16 protein-coding genes and 3 rRNA genes are annotated in these 22,195 nt (G+C 68.3%); 16 read left to right on the top strand and 3 right to left on the bottom strand.

Annotated elements, in window-relative coordinates:
• The first annotated feature begins 285 nt into the window (after window positions 1–285).
• The 11 genes from C4J65_RS13895 to C4J65_RS13845 all read left to right on the top strand — a co-directional run bounded on the left by C4J65_RS13895 (window position 286) and on the right by C4J65_RS13845 (window position 12,437).
• Window positions 286–1,812: ribosomal RNA gene (locus tag C4J65_RS13895) — 16S ribosomal RNA — on the top strand.
• A 273-nt stretch (window positions 1,813–2,085) separates the two neighbouring features.
• A 23S ribosomal RNA gene (locus C4J65_RS13890) occupies window positions 2,086–5,206 on the top strand.
• 84 nt (window positions 5,207–5,290) lie between these two features.
• Window positions 5,291–5,407: ribosomal RNA gene (gene rrf, locus C4J65_RS13885) — 5S ribosomal RNA — on the top strand.
• Together the 16S, 23S and 5S rRNA genes form the textbook arrangement of a ribosomal RNA operon.
• 63 nt (window positions 5,408–5,470) lie before the next feature.
• Entirely contained in the window at window positions 5,471–6,118 is a 648-nt protein-coding gene (locus tag C4J65_RS13880) for an HAD family hydrolase (protein ID WP_115742703.1), read from the top strand.
• 113 nt (window positions 6,119–6,231) lie between these two features.
• Window positions 6,232–7,485 (top strand): MFS transporter, encoded by a 1,254-nt coding sequence (locus C4J65_RS13875; protein WP_115742702.1) that lies wholly within the window; start codon window positions 6,232–6,234, stop codon window positions 7,483–7,485.
• Window positions 7,436–8,608, top strand: coding sequence for an acetoin utilization protein AcuC (locus C4J65_RS13870; RefSeq protein ID WP_115746441.1), 1,173 nt, complete (start codon window positions 7,436–7,438; stop codon window positions 8,606–8,608). Before C4J65_RS13875 ends, C4J65_RS13870 begins: the two co-directional genes overlap by 50 nt.
• Window positions 8,609–8,714: 106 nt before the next feature.
• The gene (locus C4J65_RS13865; protein WP_115742701.1) at window positions 8,715–9,530 is read left to right on the top strand and encodes a phosphatase; all 816 of its coding nucleotides are present in this window, start codon (window positions 8,715–8,717) and stop codon (window positions 9,528–9,530) included.
• A 129-nt stretch (window positions 9,531–9,659) separates the two neighbouring features.
• Entirely contained in the window at window positions 9,660–9,872 is a 213-nt protein-coding gene (locus tag C4J65_RS13860; RefSeq protein ID WP_004984898.1) for a helix-turn-helix domain-containing protein, read from the top strand.
• A 108-nt stretch (window positions 9,873–9,980) separates the two neighbouring features.
• Window positions 9,981–10,079, top strand: coding sequence for an AURKAIP1/COX24 domain-containing protein (locus C4J65_RS13855; RefSeq protein WP_003948845.1), 99 nt, complete (start codon window positions 9,981–9,983; stop codon window positions 10,077–10,079).
• 214 nt (window positions 10,080–10,293) lie between these two features.
• The gene (locus C4J65_RS13850) at window positions 10,294–11,355 is read left to right on the top strand and encodes an NAD-dependent epimerase/dehydratase family protein (RefSeq protein WP_115742700.1); all 1,062 of its coding nucleotides are present in this window, start codon (window positions 10,294–10,296) and stop codon (window positions 11,353–11,355) included.
• A gap of 14 nt (window positions 11,356–11,369) precedes the next feature.
• Window positions 11,370–12,437, top strand: a complete 1,068-nt coding sequence (locus C4J65_RS13845) for a lysophospholipid acyltransferase family protein (protein ID WP_115742699.1) — start codon at window positions 11,370–11,372, stop codon at window positions 12,435–12,437.
• A 199-nt stretch (window positions 12,438–12,636) separates the two neighbouring features.
• Here the strand turns inward: C4J65_RS13845 and C4J65_RS13840 are convergent, their stop codons facing one another.
• The 3 genes from C4J65_RS13840 to C4J65_RS13830 form a co-directional block, all read right to left on the bottom strand.
• On the bottom strand, window positions 12,637–13,884 hold the full coding sequence (locus tag C4J65_RS13840; RefSeq protein ID WP_162833180.1) for a DUF5667 domain-containing protein: 1,248 nt from the start codon (window positions 13,882–13,884) through the stop codon (window positions 12,637–12,639).
• A 249-nt stretch (window positions 13,885–14,133) separates the two neighbouring features.
• On the bottom strand, window positions 14,134–14,928 hold the full coding sequence (locus C4J65_RS13835; protein WP_162833179.1) for an ECF subfamily RNA polymerase sigma factor, BldN family: 795 nt from the start codon (window positions 14,926–14,928) through the stop codon (window positions 14,134–14,136).
• A gap of 327 nt (window positions 14,929–15,255) precedes the next feature.
• Complete coding sequence (locus C4J65_RS13830) at window positions 15,256–16,197, bottom strand: HAD-IB family hydrolase (RefSeq protein ID WP_162833178.1); 942 nt, start codon at window positions 16,195–16,197, stop codon at window positions 15,256–15,258.
• 141 nt (window positions 16,198–16,338) lie between these two features.
• On the opposite strand from C4J65_RS13830, the gene C4J65_RS13825 reads away from it, so the two are divergent.
• From C4J65_RS13825 to C4J65_RS13805, 5 genes are all read left to right on the top strand, one after another.
• Window positions 16,339–16,635 (top strand): glutaredoxin family protein, encoded by a 297-nt coding sequence (locus C4J65_RS13825; RefSeq protein WP_162833177.1) that lies wholly within the window; start codon window positions 16,339–16,341, stop codon window positions 16,633–16,635.
• A 274-nt stretch (window positions 16,636–16,909) separates the two neighbouring features.
• A complete protein-coding gene (locus C4J65_RS13820; protein ID WP_115742695.1) occupies window positions 16,910–17,686 on the top strand; it encodes a redox-sensing transcriptional repressor Rex in 777 nt (258 codons plus the stop codon).
• Window positions 17,683–19,434: a glutamyl-tRNA reductase gene (locus C4J65_RS13815; protein WP_115742694.1), complete on the top strand. Its 1,752-nt coding sequence runs from the start codon at window positions 17,683–17,685 to the stop codon at window positions 19,432–19,434. Before C4J65_RS13820 ends, C4J65_RS13815 begins: the two co-directional genes overlap by 4 nt.
• On the top strand, window positions 19,431–20,390 hold the full coding sequence (gene hemC / locus C4J65_RS13810) for a hydroxymethylbilane synthase (RefSeq protein ID WP_115742693.1): 960 nt from the start codon (window positions 19,431–19,433) through the stop codon (window positions 20,388–20,390). Before C4J65_RS13815 ends, hemC begins: the two co-directional genes overlap by 4 nt.
• The gene (locus C4J65_RS13805; protein ID WP_115742692.1) at window positions 20,387–22,084 is read left to right on the top strand and encodes a bifunctional uroporphyrinogen-III C-methyltransferase/uroporphyrinogen-III synthase; all 1,698 of its coding nucleotides are present in this window, start codon (window positions 20,387–20,389) and stop codon (window positions 22,082–22,084) included. The genes hemC and C4J65_RS13805 overlap by 4 nt, the downstream gene beginning before the upstream one ends.
• Window positions 22,085–22,195: the final 111 nt, after the last annotated feature.

Genomic DNA, 22,195 nt, shown 5'->3' with positions numbered 1-22,195 from the left:
CCGAGGAAATCGGATCGGAAAGATCTGATAGAGTCGGAAACGCAAGACCGAAGGGAAGCGCCCGGAGGAAAGCCCGAGAGGGTGAGTACAAAGGAAGCGTCCGTTCCTTGAGAACTCAACAGCGTGCCAAAAGTCAACGCCAGATATGTTGATACCCCGACCTGATCGGATTTCCGTTCGGGTTGAGGTTCCTTTGAAGTAACACAACAGCGAGGACGCTGTGAACGGTCGGATTATTCCTCCGACTGTTCCGCTCTCGTGGTGTCACCCGATTACGGGTAAACATTCACGGAGAGTTTGATCCTGGCTCAGGACGAACGCTGGCGGCGTGCTTAACACATGCAAGTCGAACGATGAACCACTTCGGTGGGGATTAGTGGCGAACGGGTGAGTAACACGTGGGCAATCTGCCCTGCACTCTGGGACAAGCCCTGGAAACGGGGTCTAATACCGGATACTGACCCTCGCGGGCATCTGCGAGGTTCGAAAGCTCCGGCGGTGCAGGATGAGCCCGCGGCCTATCAGCTTGTTGGTGAGGTAATGGCTCACCAAGGCGACGACGGGTAGCCGGCCTGAGAGGGCGACCGGCCACACTGGGACTGAGACACGGCCCAGACTCCTACGGGAGGCAGCAGTGGGGAATATTGCACAATGGGCGAAAGCCTGATGCAGCGACGCCGCGTGAGGGATGACGGCCTTCGGGTTGTAAACCTCTTTCAGCAGGGAAGAAGCGAAAGTGACGGTACCTGCAGAAGAAGCGCCGGCTAACTACGTGCCAGCAGCCGCGGTAATACGTAGGGCGCAAGCGTTGTCCGGAATTATTGGGCGTAAAGAGCTCGTAGGCGGCTTGTCACGTCGGTTGTGAAAGCCCGGGGCTTAACCCCGGGTCTGCAGTCGATACGGGCAGGCTAGAGTTCGGTAGGGGAGATCGGAATTCCTGGTGTAGCGGTGAAATGCGCAGATATCAGGAGGAACACCGGTGGCGAAGGCGGATCTCTGGGCCGATACTGACGCTGAGGAGCGAAAGCGTGGGGAGCGAACAGGATTAGATACCCTGGTAGTCCACGCCGTAAACGGTGGGCACTAGGTGTGGGCAACATTCCACGTTGTCCGTGCCGCAGCTAACGCATTAAGTGCCCCGCCTGGGGAGTACGGCCGCAAGGCTAAAACTCAAAGGAATTGACGGGGGCCCGCACAAGCGGCGGAGCATGTGGCTTAATTCGACGCAACGCGAAGAACCTTACCAAGGCTTGACATACACCGGAAAGCATCAGAGATGGTGCCCCCCTTGTGGTCGGTGTACAGGTGGTGCATGGCTGTCGTCAGCTCGTGTCGTGAGATGTTGGGTTAAGTCCCGCAACGAGCGCAACCCTTGTCCCGTGTTGCCAGCAAGCCCTTCGGGGTGTTGGGGACTCACGGGAGACCGCCGGGGTCAACTCGGAGGAAGGTGGGGACGACGTCAAGTCATCATGCCCCTTATGTCTTGGGCTGCACACGTGCTACAATGGCCGGTACAATGAGCTGCGATACCGCAAGGTGGAGCGAATCTCAAAAAGCCGGTCTCAGTTCGGATTGGGGTCTGCAACTCGACCCCATGAAGTCGGAGTCGCTAGTAATCGCAGATCAGCATTGCTGCGGTGAATACGTTCCCGGGCCTTGTACACACCGCCCGTCACGTCACGAAAGTCGGTAACACCCGAAGCCGGTGGCCCAACCCCTTGTGGGAGGGAGCTGTCGAAGGTGGGACTGGCGATTGGGACGAAGTCGTAACAAGGTAGCCGTACCGGAAGGTGCGGCTGGATCACCTCCTTTCTAAGGAGCACATGGCCGACTGCAGGCAAATGTTCTGCACGGTTGCTCATGGGTGGAACGTTGACTACTCGGCACACTTGACCGGCTTGAATTCCTAGTACTGCTTCGGCGTGGAACGGAAGGAAGAGCGGCGAGGGTGTCGGGCACGCTGTTGGGTATCTGAGGGAATGAATTTCCTTCAGTTGCCGGCCCCAGTGCACTCGGGATGTAGGTTCCGGGGTGATGGGTGGTTGGTCGTTGTTTGAGAACTGCACAGTGGACGCGAGCATCTGTGGCCAAGTTTTTAAGGGCGCACGGTGGATGCCTTGGCACCAGGAACCGATGAAGGACGTGGGAGGCCACGATAGGCCCCGGGGAGTCGTCAACCAGGCTTTGATCCGGGGGTGTCCGAATGGGGAAACCCGGCAGTCGTCATGGGCTGTCACCCGCTGCTGAACACATAGGCAGTGTGGAGGGAACGCGGGGAAGTGAAACATCTCAGTACCCGCAGGAAGAGAAAACAACCGTGATTCCGGGAGTAGTGGCGAGCGAAACCGGATGAGGCCAAACCGTATACGTGTGAGACCCGGCAGGGGTTGCGTGTGCGGGGTTGTGGGATCTCTCTTTTACGGTCTGCCGGCCGTGAGACGAGTCAGAAACCGTTGATGTAGGCGAAGGACATGCGAAAGGTCCGGCGTAGAGGGTAAGACCCCCGTAGTCGAAACATCAGCGGCTCGTTTGAGAGACACCCAAGTAGCACGGGGCCCGAGAAATCCCGTGTGAATCTGGCGGGACCACCCGTTAAGCCTAAATATTCCCTGGTGACCGATAGCGGATAGTACCGTGAGGGAATGGTGAAAAGTACCGCGGGAGCGGAGTGAAATAGTACCTGAAACCGTGTGCCTACAAGCCGTGGGAGCGTCGGGGTGGAGCTTGCTCCATCCTCGTGACTGCGTGCCTTTTGAAGAATGAGCCTGCGAGTTTGCGGTGTGTTGCGAGGTTAACCCGGGTGGGGAAGCCGTAGCGAAAGCGAGTCCGAACAGGGCGGTTCAGTAGCACGCTCAAGACCCGAAGCGGAGTGATCTAGCCATGGGCAGGTTGAAGCGGCTGTAAGAGGTCGTGGAGGACCGAACCCACCAGGGTTGAAAACCTGGGGGATGACCTGTGGTTAGGGGTGAAAGGCCAATCAAACTCCGTGATAGCTGGTTCTCCCCGAAATGCATTTAGGTGCAGCGTCGTGTGTTTCTTGCCGGAGGTAGAGCACTGGATAGGCGATGGGCCCTACCGGGTTACTGACCTTAGCCAAACTCCGAATGCCGGTAAGTGAGAGCGCGGCAGTGAGACTGTGGGGGATAAGCTCCATGGTCGAGAGGGAAACAGCCCAGAGCATCGACTAAGGCCCCTAAGCGTACGCTAAGTGGGAAAGGATGTGGAGTCGCACAGACAACCAGGAGGTTGGCTTAGAAGCAGCCACCCTTGAAAGAGTGCGTAATAGCTCACTGGTCTAGTGATTCCGCGCCGACAATGTAGCGGGGCTCAAGCGTACCGCCGAAGTCGTGTCATTGCAGCAATACGGCCAACGCCGGCTGTGATGGGTAGGGGAGCGTCGTGTGCCGGGTGAAGCAGCCGCGGAAGCGAGTTGTGGACGGTTCACGAGTGAGAATGCAGGCATGAGTAGCGATACAAACGTGAGAAACGTTTGCGCCGATTGACTAAGGGTTCCTGGGTCAAGCTGATCTGCCCAGGGTAAGTCGGGACCTAAGGCGAGGCCGACAGGCGTAGTCGATGGATAACCGGTTGATATTCCGGTACCCGCTGTGAAGCGTCAAACATCGAGCATCGTGATGCTAAGGCCGTGAAGCCGCCCTGATCTCTTCGGAGTTGAGGGGAGTGGTGGAGCCGCCGAACCAAGCGGTTAGTAGGTGAGTGATGGGGTGACGCAGGAAGGTAGTCCATCCCGGGCGGTGGTTGTCCCGGGGTAAGGGTGTAGGACGTCAGGTAGGTAAATCCGCCTGGCAATAGTCTGAGACCTGATGCCGAGCCGATTGTGGTGAAGTGGATGATCCTATGCTGTCGAGAAAAGCCTCTAGCGAGTTTCATGGCGGCCCGTACCCTAAACCGACTCAGGTGGTCAGGTAGAGAATACCGAGGCGTTCGGGTGAACTATGGTTAAGGAACTCGGCAAAATGCCCCCGTAACTTCGGGAGAAGGGGGGCCACACTCGGTGACCGGATTTACTCCGTGAGCTGGGGGTGGCCGCAGAGACCAGCGAGAAGCGACTGTTTACTAAAAACACAGGTCCGTGCGAAGCCGTAAGGCGATGTATACGGACTGACGCCTGCCCGGTGCTGGAACGTTAAGGGGACCGGTTAGCTCCATTTCGGTGGGGCGAAGCTGAGAACTTAAGCGCCAGTAAACGGCGGTGGTAACTATAACCATCCTAAGGTAGCGAAATTCCTTGTCGGGTAAGTTCCGACCTGCACGAATGGCGTAACGACTTCTCGACTGTCTCAACCATAGGCCCGGTGAAATTGCACTACGAGTAAAGATGCTCGTTTCGCGCAGCAGGACGGAAAGACCCCGGGACCTTTACTACAGTTTGATATTGGTGTTCGGTTCGGCTTGTGTAGGATAGCTGGGAGACTTTGAAGCTCGCACGCCAGTGTGGGTGGAGTCGTCGTTGAAATACCAGTCTGGTCGTGCTGGATGTCTAACCTGGGTCCGTGATCCGGATCAGGGACAGTGTCTGATGGGTAGTTTAACTGGGGCGGTTGCCTCCTAAAGAGTAACGGAGGCGCCCAAAGGTTCCCTCAGCCTGGTTGGCAATCAGGTGTTGAGTGTAAGTGCACAAGGGAGCTTGACTGTGAGACCGACGGGTCGAGCAGGGACGAAAGTCGGGACTAGTGATCCGGCGGTGGCTTGTGGAAGCGCCGTCGCTCAACGGATAAAAGGTACCCCGGGGATAACAGGCTGATCTTCCCCAAGAGTCCATATCGACGGGATGGTTTGGCACCTCGATGTCGGCTCGTCGCATCCTGGGGCTGGAGTCGGTCCCAAGGGTTGGGCTGTTCGCCCATTAAAGCGGTACGCGAGCTGGGTTTAGAACGTCGTGAGACAGTTCGGTCCCTATCCGCTGTGCGCGTAGGAGTCTTGAGAAGGGCTGTCCCTAGTACGAGAGGACCGGGACGGACGAACCTCTGGTGTGCCAGTTGTCCTGCCAAGGGCATGGCTGGTTGGCTACGTTCGGGAGGGATAACCGCTGAAAGCATCTAAGCGGGAAGCCTGCTTCGAGATGAGGACTCCCACCCCCTTGAGGGGTTAAGGCTCCCAGTAGACGACTGGGTTGATAGGCCGGATCTGGAAGCACCGTGAGGTGTGGAGGTGACCGGTACTAATAGGCCGAGGGCTTGTCCTCAGTTGCTCGCGTCCACTGTGTTGGTTCTGAAACCACGAACAACCCCACGTCCACAGCGTGGTGCGGTTGAGTGTTTCATAGTGTTTCGGTGGTCATAGCGTAGGGGAAACGCCCGGTTACATTTCGAACCCGGAAGCTAAGCCTTACAGCGCCGATGGTACTGCAGGGGGGACCCTGTGGGAGAGTAGGACGCCGCCGAACAATCATTGCGAGGAGACCCCGCACCGGGAACGGTGTGGGGTTTTCTGCGTTTAGGGTCTCTGTATGCGCTACGACCTGGTTATCTTCGACAACGACGGTGTTCTCGTCGACAGCGAGCCGATCTCCAATCGGCTGCTGGCCGGCTACCTCACCGAGCTGGGACACCCGACGTCCTACGAGGACTCGCTGCGGGACTACATGGGTGCCGCGATGCACCGCGTACACGACCTCGTCCTGGAGCGGACCGGGCGGCGGCTGCCCGTGGACTTCGACGACGTGTTCCACGGGAGGGTGTTCGCCGCCTTCGAGCGGGAGCTGAAGCCCGTCCCCGGAGCCGTCGGTGTGCTGGAGAAGCTCGCCGCGGACGGGGTGGCGTACTGCGTGGCCTCCTCCGGGAGTCATGAGCGGATTCGGGTGGGGCACCGGAAGACCGGGCTTGACCGGTGGTTCGACGACGAGCGGATCTTCAGTTCCCAGGACGTGGGGCGAGGGAAGCCGGCCCCGGACCTGTTCCTGCACGCGGCCGCGCGGATGGGCGTGGCGCCGGAGCGGTGCGTCGTGGTCGAGGACAGTCCGCTCGGTGTGCGGGCCGCCGTCGCGGCCGGGATGGACGTGTACGGGTTCACCGCGATGACGCCCGCCGAGAAGCTCGACGGAGTCACTCGGCTCTTCGCGGACATGGGGGAGTTGGCCGACCTGGTGCGCGGCTGAGGGCTGACAACGGACGACTCCGTCGATGCGCTCGCCGCGGTCCTGAAAGCTGAGAAGAATTCATCTTTGGATGGATCTACCCACGGGTAAGCCGGGGCTCTACGCTCGCCGCCATGACTGATGTGCTGCGGCGCGGCAGGGCCTCGCTCGCGTTCGGCTTCTTCGCCCAGGGTGTCGCCTTCGCCCTGCTGGTGACGCGTATCCCGGCCATCCAGGACCGGTACGGCGTCTCCGACGCGCTGCTGCCCGTCTTCCTCGCCGCGGTGCCGATCCTGGCCGGGGTCGGGAGCGTGGCGAGCGAGCGCCTGGTGCGGCGGGTGCGGCCGAGCCGGCTGCTGCGCTGGTCCCAGCCGGTGGTGCTGCTGGCGCTGCTCGGCGTCGGGGCGGGGGACCGGGTGGCGGTACTGGCCGTCGCCCTGGCCGTCTTCGGGCTGGCCGTGGGCGCGCTGGACGCGTCGATGAACATGCTCGGGGTGAGCCTGCAACGGGCGTACGGGCGCAGCATCATGCTCGGGTTTCACGCCGCGTACAGCCTGGGCGGGATTCTGGGGGCCTCGCTGGCCTGGGCGGGGGCGCACTGGGATCTGGCGCTGTGGGTGTCGTATCTGCCGGTGGTGGTGCTGCTGTTGCCGGCGGCGCTGGTGGGGAGCCGGTGGTACGTCGACGGGGACCGCGAGGGTGCGCAGGGCGTGGGCACCGGTGGGGGCACGGGCGGGGGCGGAGTCGGCGCGGGTGTCGGCTTCAAGGTGCTGCTGCCGCTGTGTCTGGTGATGACGTTCGCGTACATCGGGGACTCGACCGTCTCCAACTGGAGCGCGAAGTACCTCCAGGACGTGCTGGGGAGTTCGGAGCAGCTGGCCACCGTGCCGTACAACGTCTACATGGTGACCACGCTGGTGGGGCGGGCCCTCGGGGACTTCGGGGTGCGGCGCTTCGGGGCCGTGGCGGTGGTGCGGGGCGGGGCGGTCGTCGCGGCGGGCGGGTTCGCCGTGGTGGCCTCGGCGCCGGGGGCCTGGGTGGGGATGCTGGGATTCACGCTGCTGGGTCTTGGGCTGTGTGTGCTGGTGCCGCAGACGTTCGCGGCGGCGGGGCGGCTGGCGGCGCAGAAGGACGGTCGTCCGGGGGCTTCCGATGCGGCGGTGGCGCGGCTGAACGTCTTCAACTACGTCGGTTTCCTGATCGGTTCGCCGTTGGTGGGCGCGCTCGGGGACGCCTGGAGCTATCGCGGGGCGATGCTCGTGCCGATGGTGTTGGTGCTGGTGACGGTCGTGTACGCCGGATCGTTCGAGGGTCAACCGGACCGATACGGTGGCGGGCATGAGCGGCCGCGCACAGCTGATGTGGGACGAGGCAGTAACGGGCTATGACTTTGGACCGGAGCATCCGATGGACCCGGTCCGGCTCGCCCTGACCCGGAGTCTGGTCGGTGCCCTCGGGCTCGACCGGGAGGTGGAGGTCGTCGCGGCGCGGCCGGCCGGGGAGTCGACGCTGCGGCTCGTCCACCGGGAGGACTACATCGACGCGGTGCGGGCGGCGTCGGCGGATCCGCGGTCGGCGGACGGTTCGTACGGGCTCGGGACGGTCGACGACCCGGCCTTCGCGGGGATGCACGAGGTGTCCGCGCTGATCGCCGGGCAGTCGGTGGGGGCGGCGGAGGCGGTGTGGCGCGGGGACGCGCCGCACGCGGTGAACTTCGCGGGCGGGCTGCACCACGCGATGCCGGGGGCGGCGTCCGGGTTCTGCGTGTACAACGACGCGGCGCTGGCGATCGCCCGGCTGCTGGAGCTGGGCGCCGAGCGGGTCGCGTACGTGGATGTCGACGTGCATCACGGGGACGGAGTGCAGGCGGCGTTCTGGGAGGATCCGCGGGTTCTGACGGTGTCGCTGCACGAGCATCCGGCGACGCTGTTCCCGCAGACCGGGTGGCCGGAGGAGACGGGGGCGGACTGCGCCGAGGGGTCGGCCGTGAACGTGGCGCTGCCGGCGGGGACCGGGGACGCGGGGTGGCTGCGGGCGTTCCACGCGGTGGTGCCGGAGGTCCTCGCGGAGTTCCGGCCGCAGGTGCTGGTGACGCAGCACGGGGCCGACACGCACTTCGAGGATCCGCTGGCGCATCTGGCGGTGTCACTGGACGCGCAGCGGGCGGTGCAGGTGGCCTGTCACGAGCTGGCGCACGAGTACGCCGGGGGGCGGTGGGTGGCCCTCGGGGGCGGCGGGTACGCCGTGGTGGAGGTCGTGCCGCGGTCGTGGGCGCATCTGGTGGGTGTCGCGGCGGGGCGGCCGGTGGAGCCGGAGACGGTGATTCCGGAGGGGTGGCGGCAGGAGGTGTACGCGCGGACGAGGCAGCTGGGGCCGATGCGGATGACCGACGGGCGGTGGCCGGTGTCGTACGCCTCGTGGGAGGCGGGGTACGACCCCGCGGATCGGTTGGACCAGGCGGTGCGGGCGGCTCGGCGGGCGGTGTTTCCGCTGCGGGGGTTGTTGGCGTAGGGGGCGGTGCGCGGCCCGGCGCAGCGACGCGGTGCGTTACGCCGACCGTGCGTAGATTCTCCCGTTTCCTCTTCTGCTCAGGGGAAGACCCGGCAGCATCGGAGGTGTGCTGACCCGTGGAGCTCTTCGGGCTCATCTTGTTGATGTCCGGCTGGCCGGGGTGGTGGCGACCCCTCGGGAGGTGAGTCTGCGGAGTTACCGGCTGTTCGCCGCCCGGGATCCCCGGGTGCTGATCGGGATCGATCCGGAGCGGGACTGGGGGCAGCGGGAGCTGCTCGGGCTGATGGCGGAGAGGTGCGGGGTTTCGGCCGATCCGCGTGACGTCTCGGGGCAGGACGTGATCGACCCGGACCGGACCCTGGCGGCGCTGGACGACTTCGCCGGGCGGCTCGCGGCGGTCGCCGGACGTCGGGCCCCGGTGCTGCTCGGCACCGGGCACCCGCATCGACTGCTCGGTTTCTACGTCGCCTTGGCCGAGGCGCTGTCGGCGGCGGGATGTACTGTCCTCACCCCGGCGCAGGGTCGCTCTGTCGACATAACGACCCGGTTCGGTCTACGCACGTACAACCTCGACTACGTCCGTGGAGTCGCGTTGGTGCGGGAGCCCGGTGCCGGGCGCGCCGGTGGTGAGCCCGGCGCGCACACGCACTCGCCGCTGCCGGTTCGGACCGCGCTGGCGGCCGCGGCCGAGGGCGGCGGCCCGCTGCCCGAGTTGGTGATCGGGGACCACGGGTGGGTCTGCGGGGCAGGTCAGCTGGGGTTCGAGGCGATCGGTCCGGCCGATACGGACGATCCCGCGCTCTTCGTGGGGGAGGCCGAGGGGCTCGTGTCCGTCGCCGTTCCACTTGATGACGCTGTGCGGTCCGAGTACTACCGACCGCTTACCCGCTACGTACTCAATCGGGCGTGTCTGTCACGGTAGGGAAGCGATGGGTGCACCTCTTCCCCATTCGCATCACCCGCCCCTACATTGGGGAGTGAGCACGCAGCGACGAAGAGTCACCGGAAGGGGAAGCCGGTGGCCGTCGAGTGCGGAAGGTTCAGGTGTGTCATGGCTGCAGCTGGCGAAAGGCCTCTGAACGAGGTTCAGTTCCTTACCGTGGCGGAGGTCGCCTCGGTGATGCGCGTGTCCAAGATGACCGTGTACCGGTTGGTGCACAGCGGTCATCTGCCCGCGATCCGGGTGGGACGGTCGTTCCGCGTCCCGGAGCAAGCGGTTCACGAGTACCTCCGCGAGAGCTACGTGGGGGTGGAAACGGCCTGACGGCCTCGATTACACCCTCAGCGCTCGGACCGGTAGGCTGGCCCCTCGTAGGTCGTGTGGGCCCATGGCGCTCACCAACCGAGTGATGAGAAGTGAGCGAGGATAGTCGTGGGCTCTGTAATCAAGAAGCGGCGCAAGCGGATGGCCAAGAAGAAGCACCGCAAGCTGCTGAAGCGCACGCGCGTTCAGCGTCGCAACAAGAAGTAAGCGACGCTGCGCCGTCGGCGTGGTCTGTGGCCCCTCACCGCATCCGGTGGGGGGCCACAGTCGTTCGGCCGTCGTCGTCCGGTCGGCGTCCGGCCGTCATTTTTCGTCATGTGCCGCGTCCGGCGGTCATCACGGCGCAACACCTACCGGCTAAGTTGGCCCGCAGGCGGGGAACGCGGCAGGCTACGGTGCAGGCGGAAGGAAGGCGCTGATCTTGGGCAAGGTCGTGCTCGTGACCGGAGTGGCCCGGCAGCTGGGCGGCCGGTTCGTCCGGCGCGTCCTGCGTGATCCCGGTGTGGAGCGGGTGATCGGCGTGGACGCCGTCGCGCCCGAGCACCATCTGGGCGGCGCGGAGTTCGTCCGGACGGACATCCGGCAGTCCGCCATCGGACGCGTGCTGGCCCAGACCCGCGCGGACACGGTCGTCCACCTGGACGTGACGGGCACGCCGCTGGGCAGCGGCAGTCGCGCCTCCGTGAAGGAGACCAACGTCATCGGCACGATGCAGCTGCTCGGCGCCTGCCAGAAGTCGCCGACGGTGCGGCGGCTGGTGGTGAAGTCCAGTACGAACGTCTACGGGTCCGCGCCGCGCGACCCGGCCGTCTGCACCGAGACCACCGCGCCCAAGTCCCTGCCCAGCGGCGGCTTCGCCAAGGACGCGGTCGAGGTCGAGGGGTATGTGCGAGGCTTCGCGCGCCGTCGTCCGGACGTCTCGGTGACCGTGCTGCGGTTCGCCAACATCCTCGGCCCGGCCGCGGACACGCCGCTCGCCTCGTACTTCGGACTGCCGGTGCTGCCCACGGTGTTCGGCTACGACCCGCGGCTGCAGTTCGTGCACGAGGACGACGTGATCGAGGCGCTGCGGGTCTGTGCGGACGAGCCGTCGCGGGGGACGCTGAACAGCGGGACCTTCAACATCGCCGGGGACGGAGTGCTGCTGCTCTCGCAGTGCTCGCGGCGCCTCGGCCGTCCCACGGTGCCGTTGCTGCTGCCGGCGGTCACCTGGGCGGGTTCGCTCGTGCGTACGCTGGGGATGACGGACTTCTCCCCCGAGCAGATCCGGCTGCTCACCCACGGTCGGGTGGTGGACACCACGCAGATGCGCGAGACGCTGGGCTTCCGGCCGAAGTACTCGACGGCCGGGGCGTTCACGGACTTCGCCCGCGGGCGCGGTGCCGGGCTGCTGCCGCCCGAGGCCCTCGCGGGGGCCGTCGACCGGATCGCGGAGCTGTCCCTGCGGGGCAGCGGTCACCTTCCGACGCAGAGCGCCAACTGAGGAGCGCATCAACGATGGCGGACGCCAAGGTCATTCCGTTCGACGACGACCGGTCGCGGGGGAGCCGCGGCGCGGGGAGCCGGCGCAGGGGCAGCTCGCCGGAGTCCACGCCGGTGGGTGAGGGACCGGTGGGCGACGTGCAGCCGCTGCCCGTACGGGGAGCCGCCGCGCAGGACCCCGGACCCGGGCCGGACGAGTCGCCCGAGCCGCGGCCGGCGGCCGGCGACGGCGACGACCGGGACGGCGGCCTGGAGCGGCGCGTCGCGGCCGGCCTGTCCTTCCTGCGCCGGCGGCTCACCGGCGACTACGAGGTCGACGACTTCGGCTACGACGCCGAGCTGACCGACCAGGTGCTGATGTCCCTGCTGCGCCCCGTGTACGAGAAGTACTTCCGGGTCGAGGTGAAGGGCGTGGAGAACATCCCGGCCGAGGGCGGTGCGCTGATCGTCGCCAACCACTCCGGGACGCTGCCGCTCGACGGACTGATGATGCAGGTCGCCGTGCACGACCACCATCCGGCCGACCGGCACCTGCGGCTGCTGGCGGCGGACCTGGTGTTCGTGCTGCCGGTGGTCAACGAGCTGGCGCGCAAGCTCGGGCACACGCTGGCCTGCGCGGAGGACGCCGAACGACTGCTCGGCCAGGGCGAGCTGGTCGGGGTGATGCCGGAGGGCTTCAAGGGCATCGGCAAGCCGTTCGGCGAGCGCTACAAGCTCCAGCGGTTCGGGCGGGGCGGCTTCGTCTCCACGGCGCTGCGGCAGGGGGCGCCGATCGTTCCGTGCTCGATCGTCGGGGCGGAGGAGATCTATCCGATGATCGGCAACTCCAAGACCCTGGCGCGGCTGCTGGGCTTCCCGTACTTCCCGCTCACGCCGACCTTCCCGTGGCTGGGGCCGCTGGGCGCGGTGCCGTTGCCGACGAAGTGGACGATCCAGTTCGGTGAGCCGATCCCGACGGACGGCTACGCGCCGGAGGCGGCCGAGGATCCGGTGCTGATGTTCAACCTGACCGACCAGGTGAGAGAGCAGATCCAGCACACGCTCTACAAACTGCTGGTGCAGCGGAGGTCGGTGTTCTTCTGAGGCGCGATGCGACGAGGGCGTGGTGCGACGAGGGCGTGGTGGGGCGGTGAGTCGACGGACGGAGTCCGGCGCGGCCGGCCGAAGCCCGCGGAGCGGTGCGAGGGCAGCAGACAGGGGGCCAAGCTGCTGGTGCGGCGGAGGTCGGTGTTCTTCCGAGGCAGTGGTGGGGCGCCCCTGGTGCCGGGGCGCCCCACCGTGCTCAGTCCGCGTCCTCCGCCTCGATGCCCAGGCCGGGCAGGAGGCCCGGGAGGAGGGGCGGGAGGGTGACGTCCGGCTCCGTGGGCGGGGTGTTGCCGCCCGTGGACGGGGAGGCGGTGCCGCTGTCGTCCTTCGGCGGGTCGAGCAGGCCGCCGGTGCCGCCGCCGAGCAGCCCGTCGCGCTCGTCGCCGGACTCGGCGGACTCGCTGGGCCGGCCGGACTGGGAACGCCCGCGCTCGGACGTGCCCTCGTCGCCGGTGCGGGGCGCCGAGGAGTGACCGGAGCCGGGGGTGTCGGTGGTCGTCGAGCCGGAACCGCCCGGCAGACCGCCGTCCCCGCCGCCTGCGTCCTGGGCCGGCGGCTGCGGCAGCATGGACTCCAGCGGGGCCACGTCGTCGTCTATGGCGTCGAACACCGACGACACCTGCTCACTGACGTCCCCGAGCTGCACGGGCAGCCGCTCGCGCAGTGCGCCCCAGGTCTCCCGGTGGGACTGGGAGAAGGCGGAGAGCGCCTGCATGGGGGCCAGTGAGTCGGGGTCGCGGGCGTAGGCCGCGCTGAGCAGGCGGTGGCCCTCGGACGCGTCGTGCCGCATGCCGGACAGGGCGCGGCGGACCTCACCCAGGGACTCGTGGTCGAGGGGGCCGCTGCGGCCGCGCTCCATCAGCCGGCGGGCCTCGCTGAGCCGGGTCGAGGCGAGGTCCAGATAGGCCCGGCCCCGCTCGTCGTTGCCGTCGGCGAGGCCGAGGCGGAAGTCCTCTATGCCGCGCTTGAGGCCGTAGAGCGAGTCGCCGGGCAGGGCGTCCGAACTGGCGGCGGCGACTCCGCCGAAGGCACCGGCGGCCACGCTCACGCTCAGTCCGCCCGCGGTGAGGCCCTTGGCCAGCCGCGAACGGGGCCGGAACCTGCTCAACGGCGCCGCCCGATGGGTGCCGCGCGCCCGGCGCTGCTCCGGTACCGACGTGTCCGCCGCCCCGCCGCTCGCGGTGCCCTCCTGCAGCATGGCCTCGAAGGCGGCCACGAGCTGGGCCCGCTGGACGACCTTGACCTCGGGATCCAGCTTGGGCCGGGGCAGCGTCTCCAGACCATGGGCGAGGGTCATCAGGCGACCCTGCTCGGTCGGTTCCGCGGTGGCCCCGGCGGTCGCCGGCCCTCCGGACTGCTCGGCCGCCGCCCCGGGATCCGACTGCTCCTCCAGGGCCTGGGCGAAGGCGTTCGCCCGCCGGTGTGCCGATACGTTCGCGATCACTGGCGGCACCTCCTCTCGTCATCACGGTCGACTCCCCAGGGGGTCCTGAGGGTTGCACGCCCTGGTCGGAACCATCCGATCGGGTGATCGGAGCCGGCCAGGGAGTGACCACAGGGAGCCTGCATCCCGCACAACGATCGGCGCGGCACTTGGGTTACGGACGCTGGATGATCGGACGGCGGACTCAACGGACTTTCACCAGTGGTGACTTGAAGGATACGAAGGGTGAGCGCCCTCGGTGGGCGTCTCTCAGCGGGCGTCGTCGGGGAGCAGCCGGGCGAGGGTGCGTACGGCCCGGTACTGGAGCGTCTTGATGGCGCCCTCGTTCTTGCCCATGACACGGGCGGTCTCGGCGACCGAGAGGCCCTGGAGGAACCGCAGGGTCACGCACTCCTGCTGCTGCGGATTGAGCCGTCGTACGGCCTCCAGCAGGGCGGCGTTGGAGAGGGACTCGAGGACGGAGTCCTCGGGGGAACGCTCGACCTCGTTGGCGTCGAGCATCTCGCCGGTGGTGACCTCGAGGCGGAAGCGGCTGGACTTGAAGTGGTCGGCGACCAGGTTGCGGGCGATCGTCACGAGCCAGGCGCCGAAGTCGCGGCCCTGCCAGGTGAAGGTGCCGATGCGCCTGAGGGCCCGCAGGAAGGTCTCGCTGGTGAGGTCCTCGGCGGTGGCCTTGCCTCCCACGCGGTAGTAGATGTAGCGGTACACGGTGTCGCTGTACTGGTCGTAGAGGCGGCCGAAGGCGTCGGCCTCGCCGGCCTGGGCCCGTTCGACCAGGTCCATCATGCGGGCGCTGTCGCTGTCCGCGGCGGGGCGGCGGTGGGTGGTGGCGGCGGCCCCGGACGAGGACGACCGCGCTCGTCTGCCGACGGCGGCGCTTCCTTCGGCCAGTGCGTAGCACGGACCGGCGGGCACGGCGGCCGCGGCGAGGGCGGGGACGGCATACGCGGTGGGGACGAGGCCGCGCAACAGGTCTTGGGCTGATTTGACCGTCGCGCGCAGCGTAGCCAGGCCCGAGGCGTCAACCCCGACGTGTGGGTACACGGGACTCCCAGAGGCAGAGCTTCCATCACGTGCAGTACGGAACCATTCACCCGTCGTAGCGAAGGTGGGGCACCGGAATGCGTCTGAGGAGAATAACGCTTCGTGCAGGCACTGCTACGCCCAGTTGCTCAAATCATCGATTACGTCGCTTCTGTGCCCGATTGACGCTCGATCAGATGCGCCAGAATGATCGCTTGGTGACCGGAACGGTTCGGATTCCTGGTGACTACAGAGCGTGTTGTGGCCGATGTGAGTACAGGGGACTGGAGAGCCCGTCCCGGGGGTACGTCATCCCGATTGGGTCAACGATGTGGGTCAACGACTGCGTCAACGGCGGCGGCGGTGCAGCGCGATGGCCGCCGCGGTGCCGCCCGCCACCGCGCCGACGCCCGCGGCCGCGGGGATGCCGACCTTGGCGGCCTTGCGCCCGGTGCGGTAGTCGCGCAGCCGCCACTCCAGCTCGCGGGCGTGCTTGCGCAGCTTGGAGTCCGGGTTGATGGCGTACGGGTGTCCGACCAGCGACAGCATCGGGATGTCGTTGTGGGAGTCGCTGTAGGCGGCGCAGCGGGACAGGTCCAGGGCCTCGGCCGCGGCCAGCGCCCGGACCGCCTCGGCCTTCGCGGGGCCATGCAGCGGTTCGCCGACCAGCTTGCCCGTGTAGACGCCGCCGATCGACTCGGCCACCGTGCCGAGTGCGCCGGTCAGGCCCAGGCGGCGGGCGATCACCTGGGCGATCTCCACCGGGGCCGCCGTGACCAGCCAGACCTTCTGTCCGGCGTCCAGGTGGGCCTGGGCGAGGGCGCGGGTGCCGGGCCAGATCCGCTCGGCCATGTACTCGTCGTAGATCTCCTCGCCGATCGACTTCAGCTCGGAGACGCGGTGGCCCTTGACGATGGAGAGCGCGGAGTCGCGGGCGTCCTGCATGTGCTCCGGGTCCTCGAACCCGGCCAGCCGGAACCACGCCTGCTGCCAGGCGAAGCGGGCGAGGTCGCGGGTCTCGAAGAACTTCCGCTTGTACAGGCCCCGGCCGAAGTGGAAGATCGCGGCGCCCTGCATGACGGTGTTGTCGAGGTCGAAGAAGGCGGCCGCGCGGGCGTCGCCGTGGACCGGGAACTCCGGTTCGGCGACGCCGGAGTCGGACGCGGCCTCCTGCTGGGTCTCGGCGGCTTCCGCGGACTTGCGGGCTGCCTCCGCCGAGGCCTCGCCTGCCAACACGCTCCGCGCCGTGGCGGAGCGCCTACGGGGAGTGAGCCATCGAAGAGCGGCCATGCCAGTGAGCATAGCCAGCTTGTTCGGATGCTTCGGAGCCGACGGGTTCGCGGGCCGTGAACTCCGGGCGGCGGTGCCGTTAAGCGGCCGAGCGCCGAGGTCCCGCCCGCGGTCCCGCCCGCGCGCGCGAGAATGACCGGCATGAGTCCCCTCTTCCGCCGGAAGCCCACGCAGCCCCCTGAGCACTCCGAGAACCATCGCGTCACCCTCATTCGCAAACCCGGCTGTCATCTGTGTGATGACGCACAGCTCGTCGTCGCGAAGGTCTGTGCCGAACTCGGCGTCCCCTGGGAGGGGAAGGACATCACCGAGGACCGCGAACTCCACGACCAGTACTGGGAACAGATCCCGGTCGTGCTGGTCGACGGCCGGCAGCACACCTTCTGGCGTGTGAACGAGGAACGGCTGCGCAAGGTACTGACCGATCAGTACAAGTAGTCCGTATGGTCGCTTAGGATCGATGGCGACCAGGTCTCGGGGGCGTTGATCGTGAGGAGCGTGTGCGGCTTTGCCCTCGATGAGTGAGGAACGAGAGTCCGTATGCGCCGGTTCCCGTTCCGTGCGCCGGGGGTGCGTGACCCCGGTCACGTTGGCCGGGCAAATCGGACACCATCTTTGTGCACGCGTTCACAAAGACATAGCCTGCATTCGACGGGGCGGTCATGTAGGGACGTATGACCGCCTACAGCCCCGCTCTACCCGCAGGAGCACCGTGGCAACTGGCCGAGCACACCGACCGGCGACCCGCAGCCGAGGGATTCCCGAGGCCACCGTCGCCAGGCTTCCGCTGTACCTCCGCGCGCTGACCGCGCTCTCCGAGCGCTCGGTGCCCACGGTCTCCTCCGAGGAGCTGGCCGCCGCCGCGGGGGTCAACTCCGCGAAGCTGCGCAAGGACTTCTCCTACCTCGGCTCCTACGGGACGCGTGGTGTCGGCTACGACGTCGAGTATCTCGTCTACCAGATCTCGCGCGAACTCGGGCTCACCCAGGACTGGCCGGTTGTGATCGTCGGTATCGGCAACCTCGGTGCCGCGCTCGCCAACTACGGTGGCTTCGCCTCTCGCGGGTTCCGCGTCGCCGCGCTCATCGACGCCGATCCGGGAATGGCCGGAAAGCCCGTCGCCGGCATCCCGGTGCAGCACACCGACGAGCTGGAGAAGATCATCCAGGACGACGGTGTGTCGATCGGTGTGATCGCGACCCCCGCCGGCGCCGCCCAGCAGGTCTGCGAGCGCCTCGTGGCCGCCGGTGTCACCTCCATCCTCAACTTCGCGCCGACCGTGCTGAACGTCCCCGAGGGTGTCGACGTGCGCAAGGTCGACCTCTCCATCGAGCTGCAGATCCTCGCCTTCCACGAGCAGCGCAAAGCGGGCGAGGAGGCCGCGGCCGACGGTGTCGCACCGCCCGTCGCCGCCCGCAAGCAGCAGCACTCCACCGGCTCCGCCGACAAGGGACCCGACGGGGACGTACCCGCCGTGATGCCGGCATGAGTCTCCTCGTCGTCGGGCTGAGCCACCGCAGCGCCCCCGTCAGCGTGCTCGAGCGGGCCTCGCTGAACGTGGACGCGCAGCTCAAGCTGCTCCAGGACACGGTCGCCGCCGAACCGGCCGCCGAGGCCGCGCTCCTGGCCACCTGCAACCGCATCGAGCTGTACGCCGACGTGGACAAGTTCCACGCCGGGGTCGCCGAGCTGTCCACGCTGCTCGCCCAGCACAGCGGGGTCGGCCTGGAGGAGCTCACTCCCCACCTCTACGTGCACTACGAGGACCGGGCCGTGCACCACCTGTTCTCGGTGGCCTGCGGGCTTGACTCGATGGTGGTCGGCGAGGGGCAGATCCTCGGTCAGATAAAGGACTCCCTGGCCCGCGCCCAGGACCTGCACACCGCCGGTCGGCTCCTGAACGACCTGTTCCAGCAGGCGCTGCGGGTCGGCAAGCGCGCCCACTCCGAGACCGGCATCGACCGCGCCGGACAGTCCCTGGTCACCTTCGGCCTGGAGCAGCTGTCCGCCGGGGCCGACGTCGAGCAGTGGGCCCGGGGCAAGAAGGCGCTGGTCATCGGCGCCGGTTCGATGTCCTCCCTGGCCGCCGCCACGCTGGCGCGGGCCGGGATCGCCGAGATCGTGGTCGCCAACCGCACCTTCGAGCGCGCCGAGCGCCTCGCGCAGATCCTGACCGAGGGCGACGACACGGACGTGCTGGCCCGCGCGGTACCGATGGACGCGGTGCCGGGCGAGCTGACACGTGCCGACGTGGCCGTCTCCTGCACCGGTGCGACCGGTCTCGTCCTCACGGCCGACTCCGTGGCGGCGACGGTGGCGGGCCGCACCGGCGCGCCCGCCGTCGAGTCCGGCGCCGGTTCCGGCAGCGGTGCCGTCGGCGTACGCGAGGAGCGGCAGGGTGCGGAAACGCCACCGCCGGGTGCCGGTACCGGCACCGTCACCGGTGACGACGAGAACTGCCCCCTGGACCTCTCCTCCGTGTCCACCGTCCCCTCCGGCTTCTCCGTCATGGGCGAGGCCGCCGTGGCCGGCATGGACGCGGCGACGCTGGAGCAGCACGGCGCGTGGGCCGCGGGCGGTACGGCGGTGGACCGGCCGCGCGAGTCGGGCCGGACCGGAGCGGAGGCGGACGCCGAGCTGATCGGCGCGCTCGCCGCGACGGCGACCCGCGTCGGCCGCATCCCCGAGCGCCGCCGCCCGGAGCCGGTCGCCGAGGTGCCGCGCCCCGAGCCCGTGCTCTTCCTGCTCGACCTCGCGATGCCGCGGGACGTCGACGCCGCCGTGCACCGGCTCGCCGGGGTCCGCCTGGTGGACATCGAGTCGCTCGCCGACGCCTCGGCCGACGCACCGATGGCCGCCGACGTCGACATGGTCCGCCGGATCGTCGCCGACGAGGTCGCGGCCTTCGGCGCCGCCCAGCGCGCCGCGCACATCACGCCCACCGTGGTCGCGCTGCGCAGCATGGCCGCGGATGTCGTGGCCGGCGAGATCGCCCGCCTGGAAGGGCGGCTGCCGGAGCTCGACGACAAGCACCGGGCCGAGATCACCCAGACCGTCAAGCGTGTGGTCGACAAGCTGCTGCACGCGCCGACGGTGCGGGTCAAGCAGCTCGCCGCCGAACCCGGCGGTGCCGGGTACGCGGACGCGCTGCGCACCCTGTTCGACCTCGACCAGGGGACGGTGGCCTCCGTCTCCCGCGCCGAGAACAGCACTGAGAAGAACCGAGGGCCGGCATGACTGAGAAGGCACTGAGGCTGGGGACCAGGCGGAGCAAGCTCGCCATGGCCCAGTCCGGGCAGGTGGCGGACGCCGTGAGCCAGGTGACCGGTCGGCCCGTTGAGCTGGTCGAGATCACCACGTACGGCGACACGTCGCGGGAGCACCTGGCGCAGATCGGCGGCACGGGGGTGTTCGTAGCCGCGCTGCGCGACGCGCTGCTGCGGGGTGAGGTGGACTTCGCGGTTCACTCGCTCAAGGACCTCCCCACCGCGCAGCACGAGGGCCTGGTCGTGGCCGCGATCCCGGAGCGCGAGGACCCGCGGGACGTGGTCGTCGCCCGGGACGCGCGCAAGCTGACCGACCTCCCGCGCGGGGCGCGCATCGGCACGGGCGCGCCGCGCCGCATGGCGCAGCTGAACGCGTACGCCCGCACCCACGGGATGGAGTTCGAGACCGTCCCGATCCGGGGCAACGTCGACACCCGCATCGGATACGTCCGCGGCGGTGAGCTGGACGCGGTCGTGCTGGCGGCCGCCGGCCTGAACCGGGTGGGGCGCATCGACGAGGTGACCGACTTCCTGTCGGTCGACACGGTTCTGCCGGCCCCCGGCCAGGGGGCACTGGCGGTCGAGTGCGCGGCGGACAACGCCTCGCTGACCGCCGCGCTCGCCGAGCTCGACGACCCGTTCACGCGGGCCGCCGTAACGGCCGAGCGGTCACTGCTCGCCGCCCTGGAGGCCGGCTGCAGCGCCCCTGTGGGCGCGCTGGCCGACCTTCTGGCCGACGGGCAGACTGTCAAGGAGATGCGCCTGCGCGGCGTCGTCGGCACGACCGACGGCTCGACGCTGGTGCAGCTGTCCACCACCGGTCCCGTGCCTGAAACGCACGAGGCGGCGCTGGCACTCGGTCGCGAACTCGCCACCGAGATGCTCGCCCAGGGCGCGGCCGGTCTGATGGGGGAGCGAGCACAGTGAGCCCCACCACCCTTCCCGCCGGTCCGGAACACGGGCACGTCACCTTCCTCGGTGCCGGACCCGGAGATCCGGGACTGCTGACTCTGCGCGCCGTCGAGGCGCTGGCGCACGCGGACGTCCTCGTCGCCGAGCACGAGGTGCTCGACGTCGTACGCACGCATGCGAGGCAGGGCGTGTCGGAAGTGCACACGGATGCCGATCCGGCGGATCCGGGCACAGGCGCGCCCCAGCTGACGGTAGTTGACGGTGCGTCAACGACCCTCGGCGCCCCCGCTGTGCGGGATGCCGCACATCTTGTCATGGAGGCCGCGCGGGGCGGCAGGCGGGTCGTGCGTGCGGTGACCGGGGACCCCGGGCTCGACGCGTACGCCGCCGAGGAGATGCTGGCGTGCGCCGCGGCCGGGGTGCCTTTCGAGGTCGTCCCGGGCATCGCGAACGCCGTCGGCGTGCCCGCGTACGCCGGTGTGCCGCTGCGGGACGCCCAGGGCGCGGACGTGCGCTTCGTGGACGCCCGTACGGCGTCGGACCGCTGTTGGACCGAGGTGGGCGCCTCCGACGGCACGGTGGTCGTGTCGACGACGCTCGACTCGGTCGCGGCGGCGGCCGGCGAGCTGGTCTCGGCGGGCCGCAAGCCGGACACCCCGCTGACGGTGACGATCGCCGGTACGACGACACGGCAGCGCACCTGGTCCGCGACGCTCGGCACGGTCGCCCAGACCCTGAAGCAGGCGAAGGTGCTGCCGTCCCCGGACGGCGGCCGCCCGGTGATAGCCGTGGTCGGCGAGCGCAGCTCCGCCGCCCGGCGCGACCAGCTGTCGTGGTTCGAGTCCAAGCCGCTGTTCGGCTGGAAGGTCCTCGTCCCGCGCACGAAGGAGCAGGCGGCTTCGCTCTCCGACCAGCTGCGGTCCTACGGGGCCGTCCCCAGCGAGGTCCCGACCATCGCGGTGGAACCGCCGCGCACCCCGCAGCAGATGGAGCGGGCGGTCAAGGGCCTGGTGACGGGCCGCTACGAGTGGATCGCGTTCACGTCGGTCAACGCGGTGAAGGCGGTCCGCGAGAAGTTCGAGGAGTACGGCCTCGACGCCCGTGCCTTCGCGGGCATCAAGGTCGCAGCGGTCGGCGAGCAGACGGCGAACGCGCTGATCGCCTTCGGCGTGAAGCCGGACCTGGTGCCGAGCGGAGAGCAGTCGGCGGCGGGTCTTCTGGAGGACTGGCCGCCGTACGACCCGGTGTTTGATCCCATTGACCGGGTTTTCCTGCCTCGTGCCGACATCGCGACCGAGACTCTCGTCGCCGGTCTGATCGAGCTGGGCTGGGAGGTCGACGACGTCACGGCCTACCGCACGGTGCGCGCCTCGCCGCCCCCGGCCACGACCCGGGAGGCCATCAAGGGCGGCGGCTTCGACGCGGTGCTCTTCACGTCGTCGTCCACGGTCCGCAACCTGGTCGGCATCGCGGGCAAGCCGCACAACGTCACGGTGATCGCGTGCATCGGCCCGGCGACGGCCAAGACGGCCGAGGAGCACGGGCTGCGCGTCGACGTCATGGCCCCCGAACCGTCCGTCCACAAGCTGGCGGAGGCCCTGGCCGACTTCGGTCTGCGGCGCCGCGCGGCGGCCCTGGAGGCGGGGGATCCGGTGACCCGGCCGAGCGAGCGGCGGCCCGGGTCGCGGAGGCGGCGGACTTCGACCTGAGGTGGTCTTCGGCGTGAGGTGGTCTTCGGCGTGAGCTGATGCGGGGCGTCCTTTGCGGGCGCCCCGTTGGCGTTGCCCCGGACCACCGCTGCCTACCCCTGGTCGGGGCAG

It is taken from the genome of Streptomyces sp. CB09001 (assembly GCF_003369795.1).
In the GTDB taxonomy this organism is placed as follows: Bacteria; Actinomycetota; Actinomycetes; order Streptomycetales; family Streptomycetaceae; genus Streptomyces.
Note: the sequence above shows the minus strand (reverse complement) of the source record. Positions and strands in the feature narration are given on the sequence as shown.

Coding starts and splice junctions, on each gene's coding strand:
- C4J65_RS13880 (WP_115742703.1), top strand. CDS start 5,471: ATGCGCTACGACCTGGTTATCTTCGACAACGACGGTGTTCTCGTCGAC.
- C4J65_RS13875 (WP_115742702.1), top strand. CDS start 6,232: ATGACTGATGTGCTGCGGCGCGGCAGGGCCTCGCTCGCGTTCGGCTTC.
- C4J65_RS13870 (WP_115746441.1), top strand. CDS start 7,436: ATGAGCGGCCGCGCACAGCTGATGTGGGACGAGGCAGTAACGGGCTAT.
- C4J65_RS13860 (WP_004984898.1), top strand. CDS start 9,660: ATGGCTGCAGCTGGCGAAAGGCCTCTGAACGAGGTTCAGTTCCTTACC.
- C4J65_RS13845 (WP_115742699.1), top strand. CDS start 11,370: ATGGCGGACGCCAAGGTCATTCCGTTCGACGACGACCGGTCGCGGGGG.
- C4J65_RS13830 (WP_162833178.1), bottom strand. CDS start 16,197: ATGGCCGCTCTTCGATGGCTCACTCCCCGTAGGCGCTCCGCCACGGCG.
- C4J65_RS13825 (WP_162833177.1), top strand. CDS start 16,339: ATGAGTCCCCTCTTCCGCCGGAAGCCCACGCAGCCCCCTGAGCACTCC.
- C4J65_RS13815 (WP_115742694.1), top strand. CDS start 17,683: ATGAGTCTCCTCGTCGTCGGGCTGAGCCACCGCAGCGCCCCCGTCAGC.
- hemC (WP_115742693.1), top strand. CDS start 19,431: ATGACTGAGAAGGCACTGAGGCTGGGGACCAGGCGGAGCAAGCTCGCC.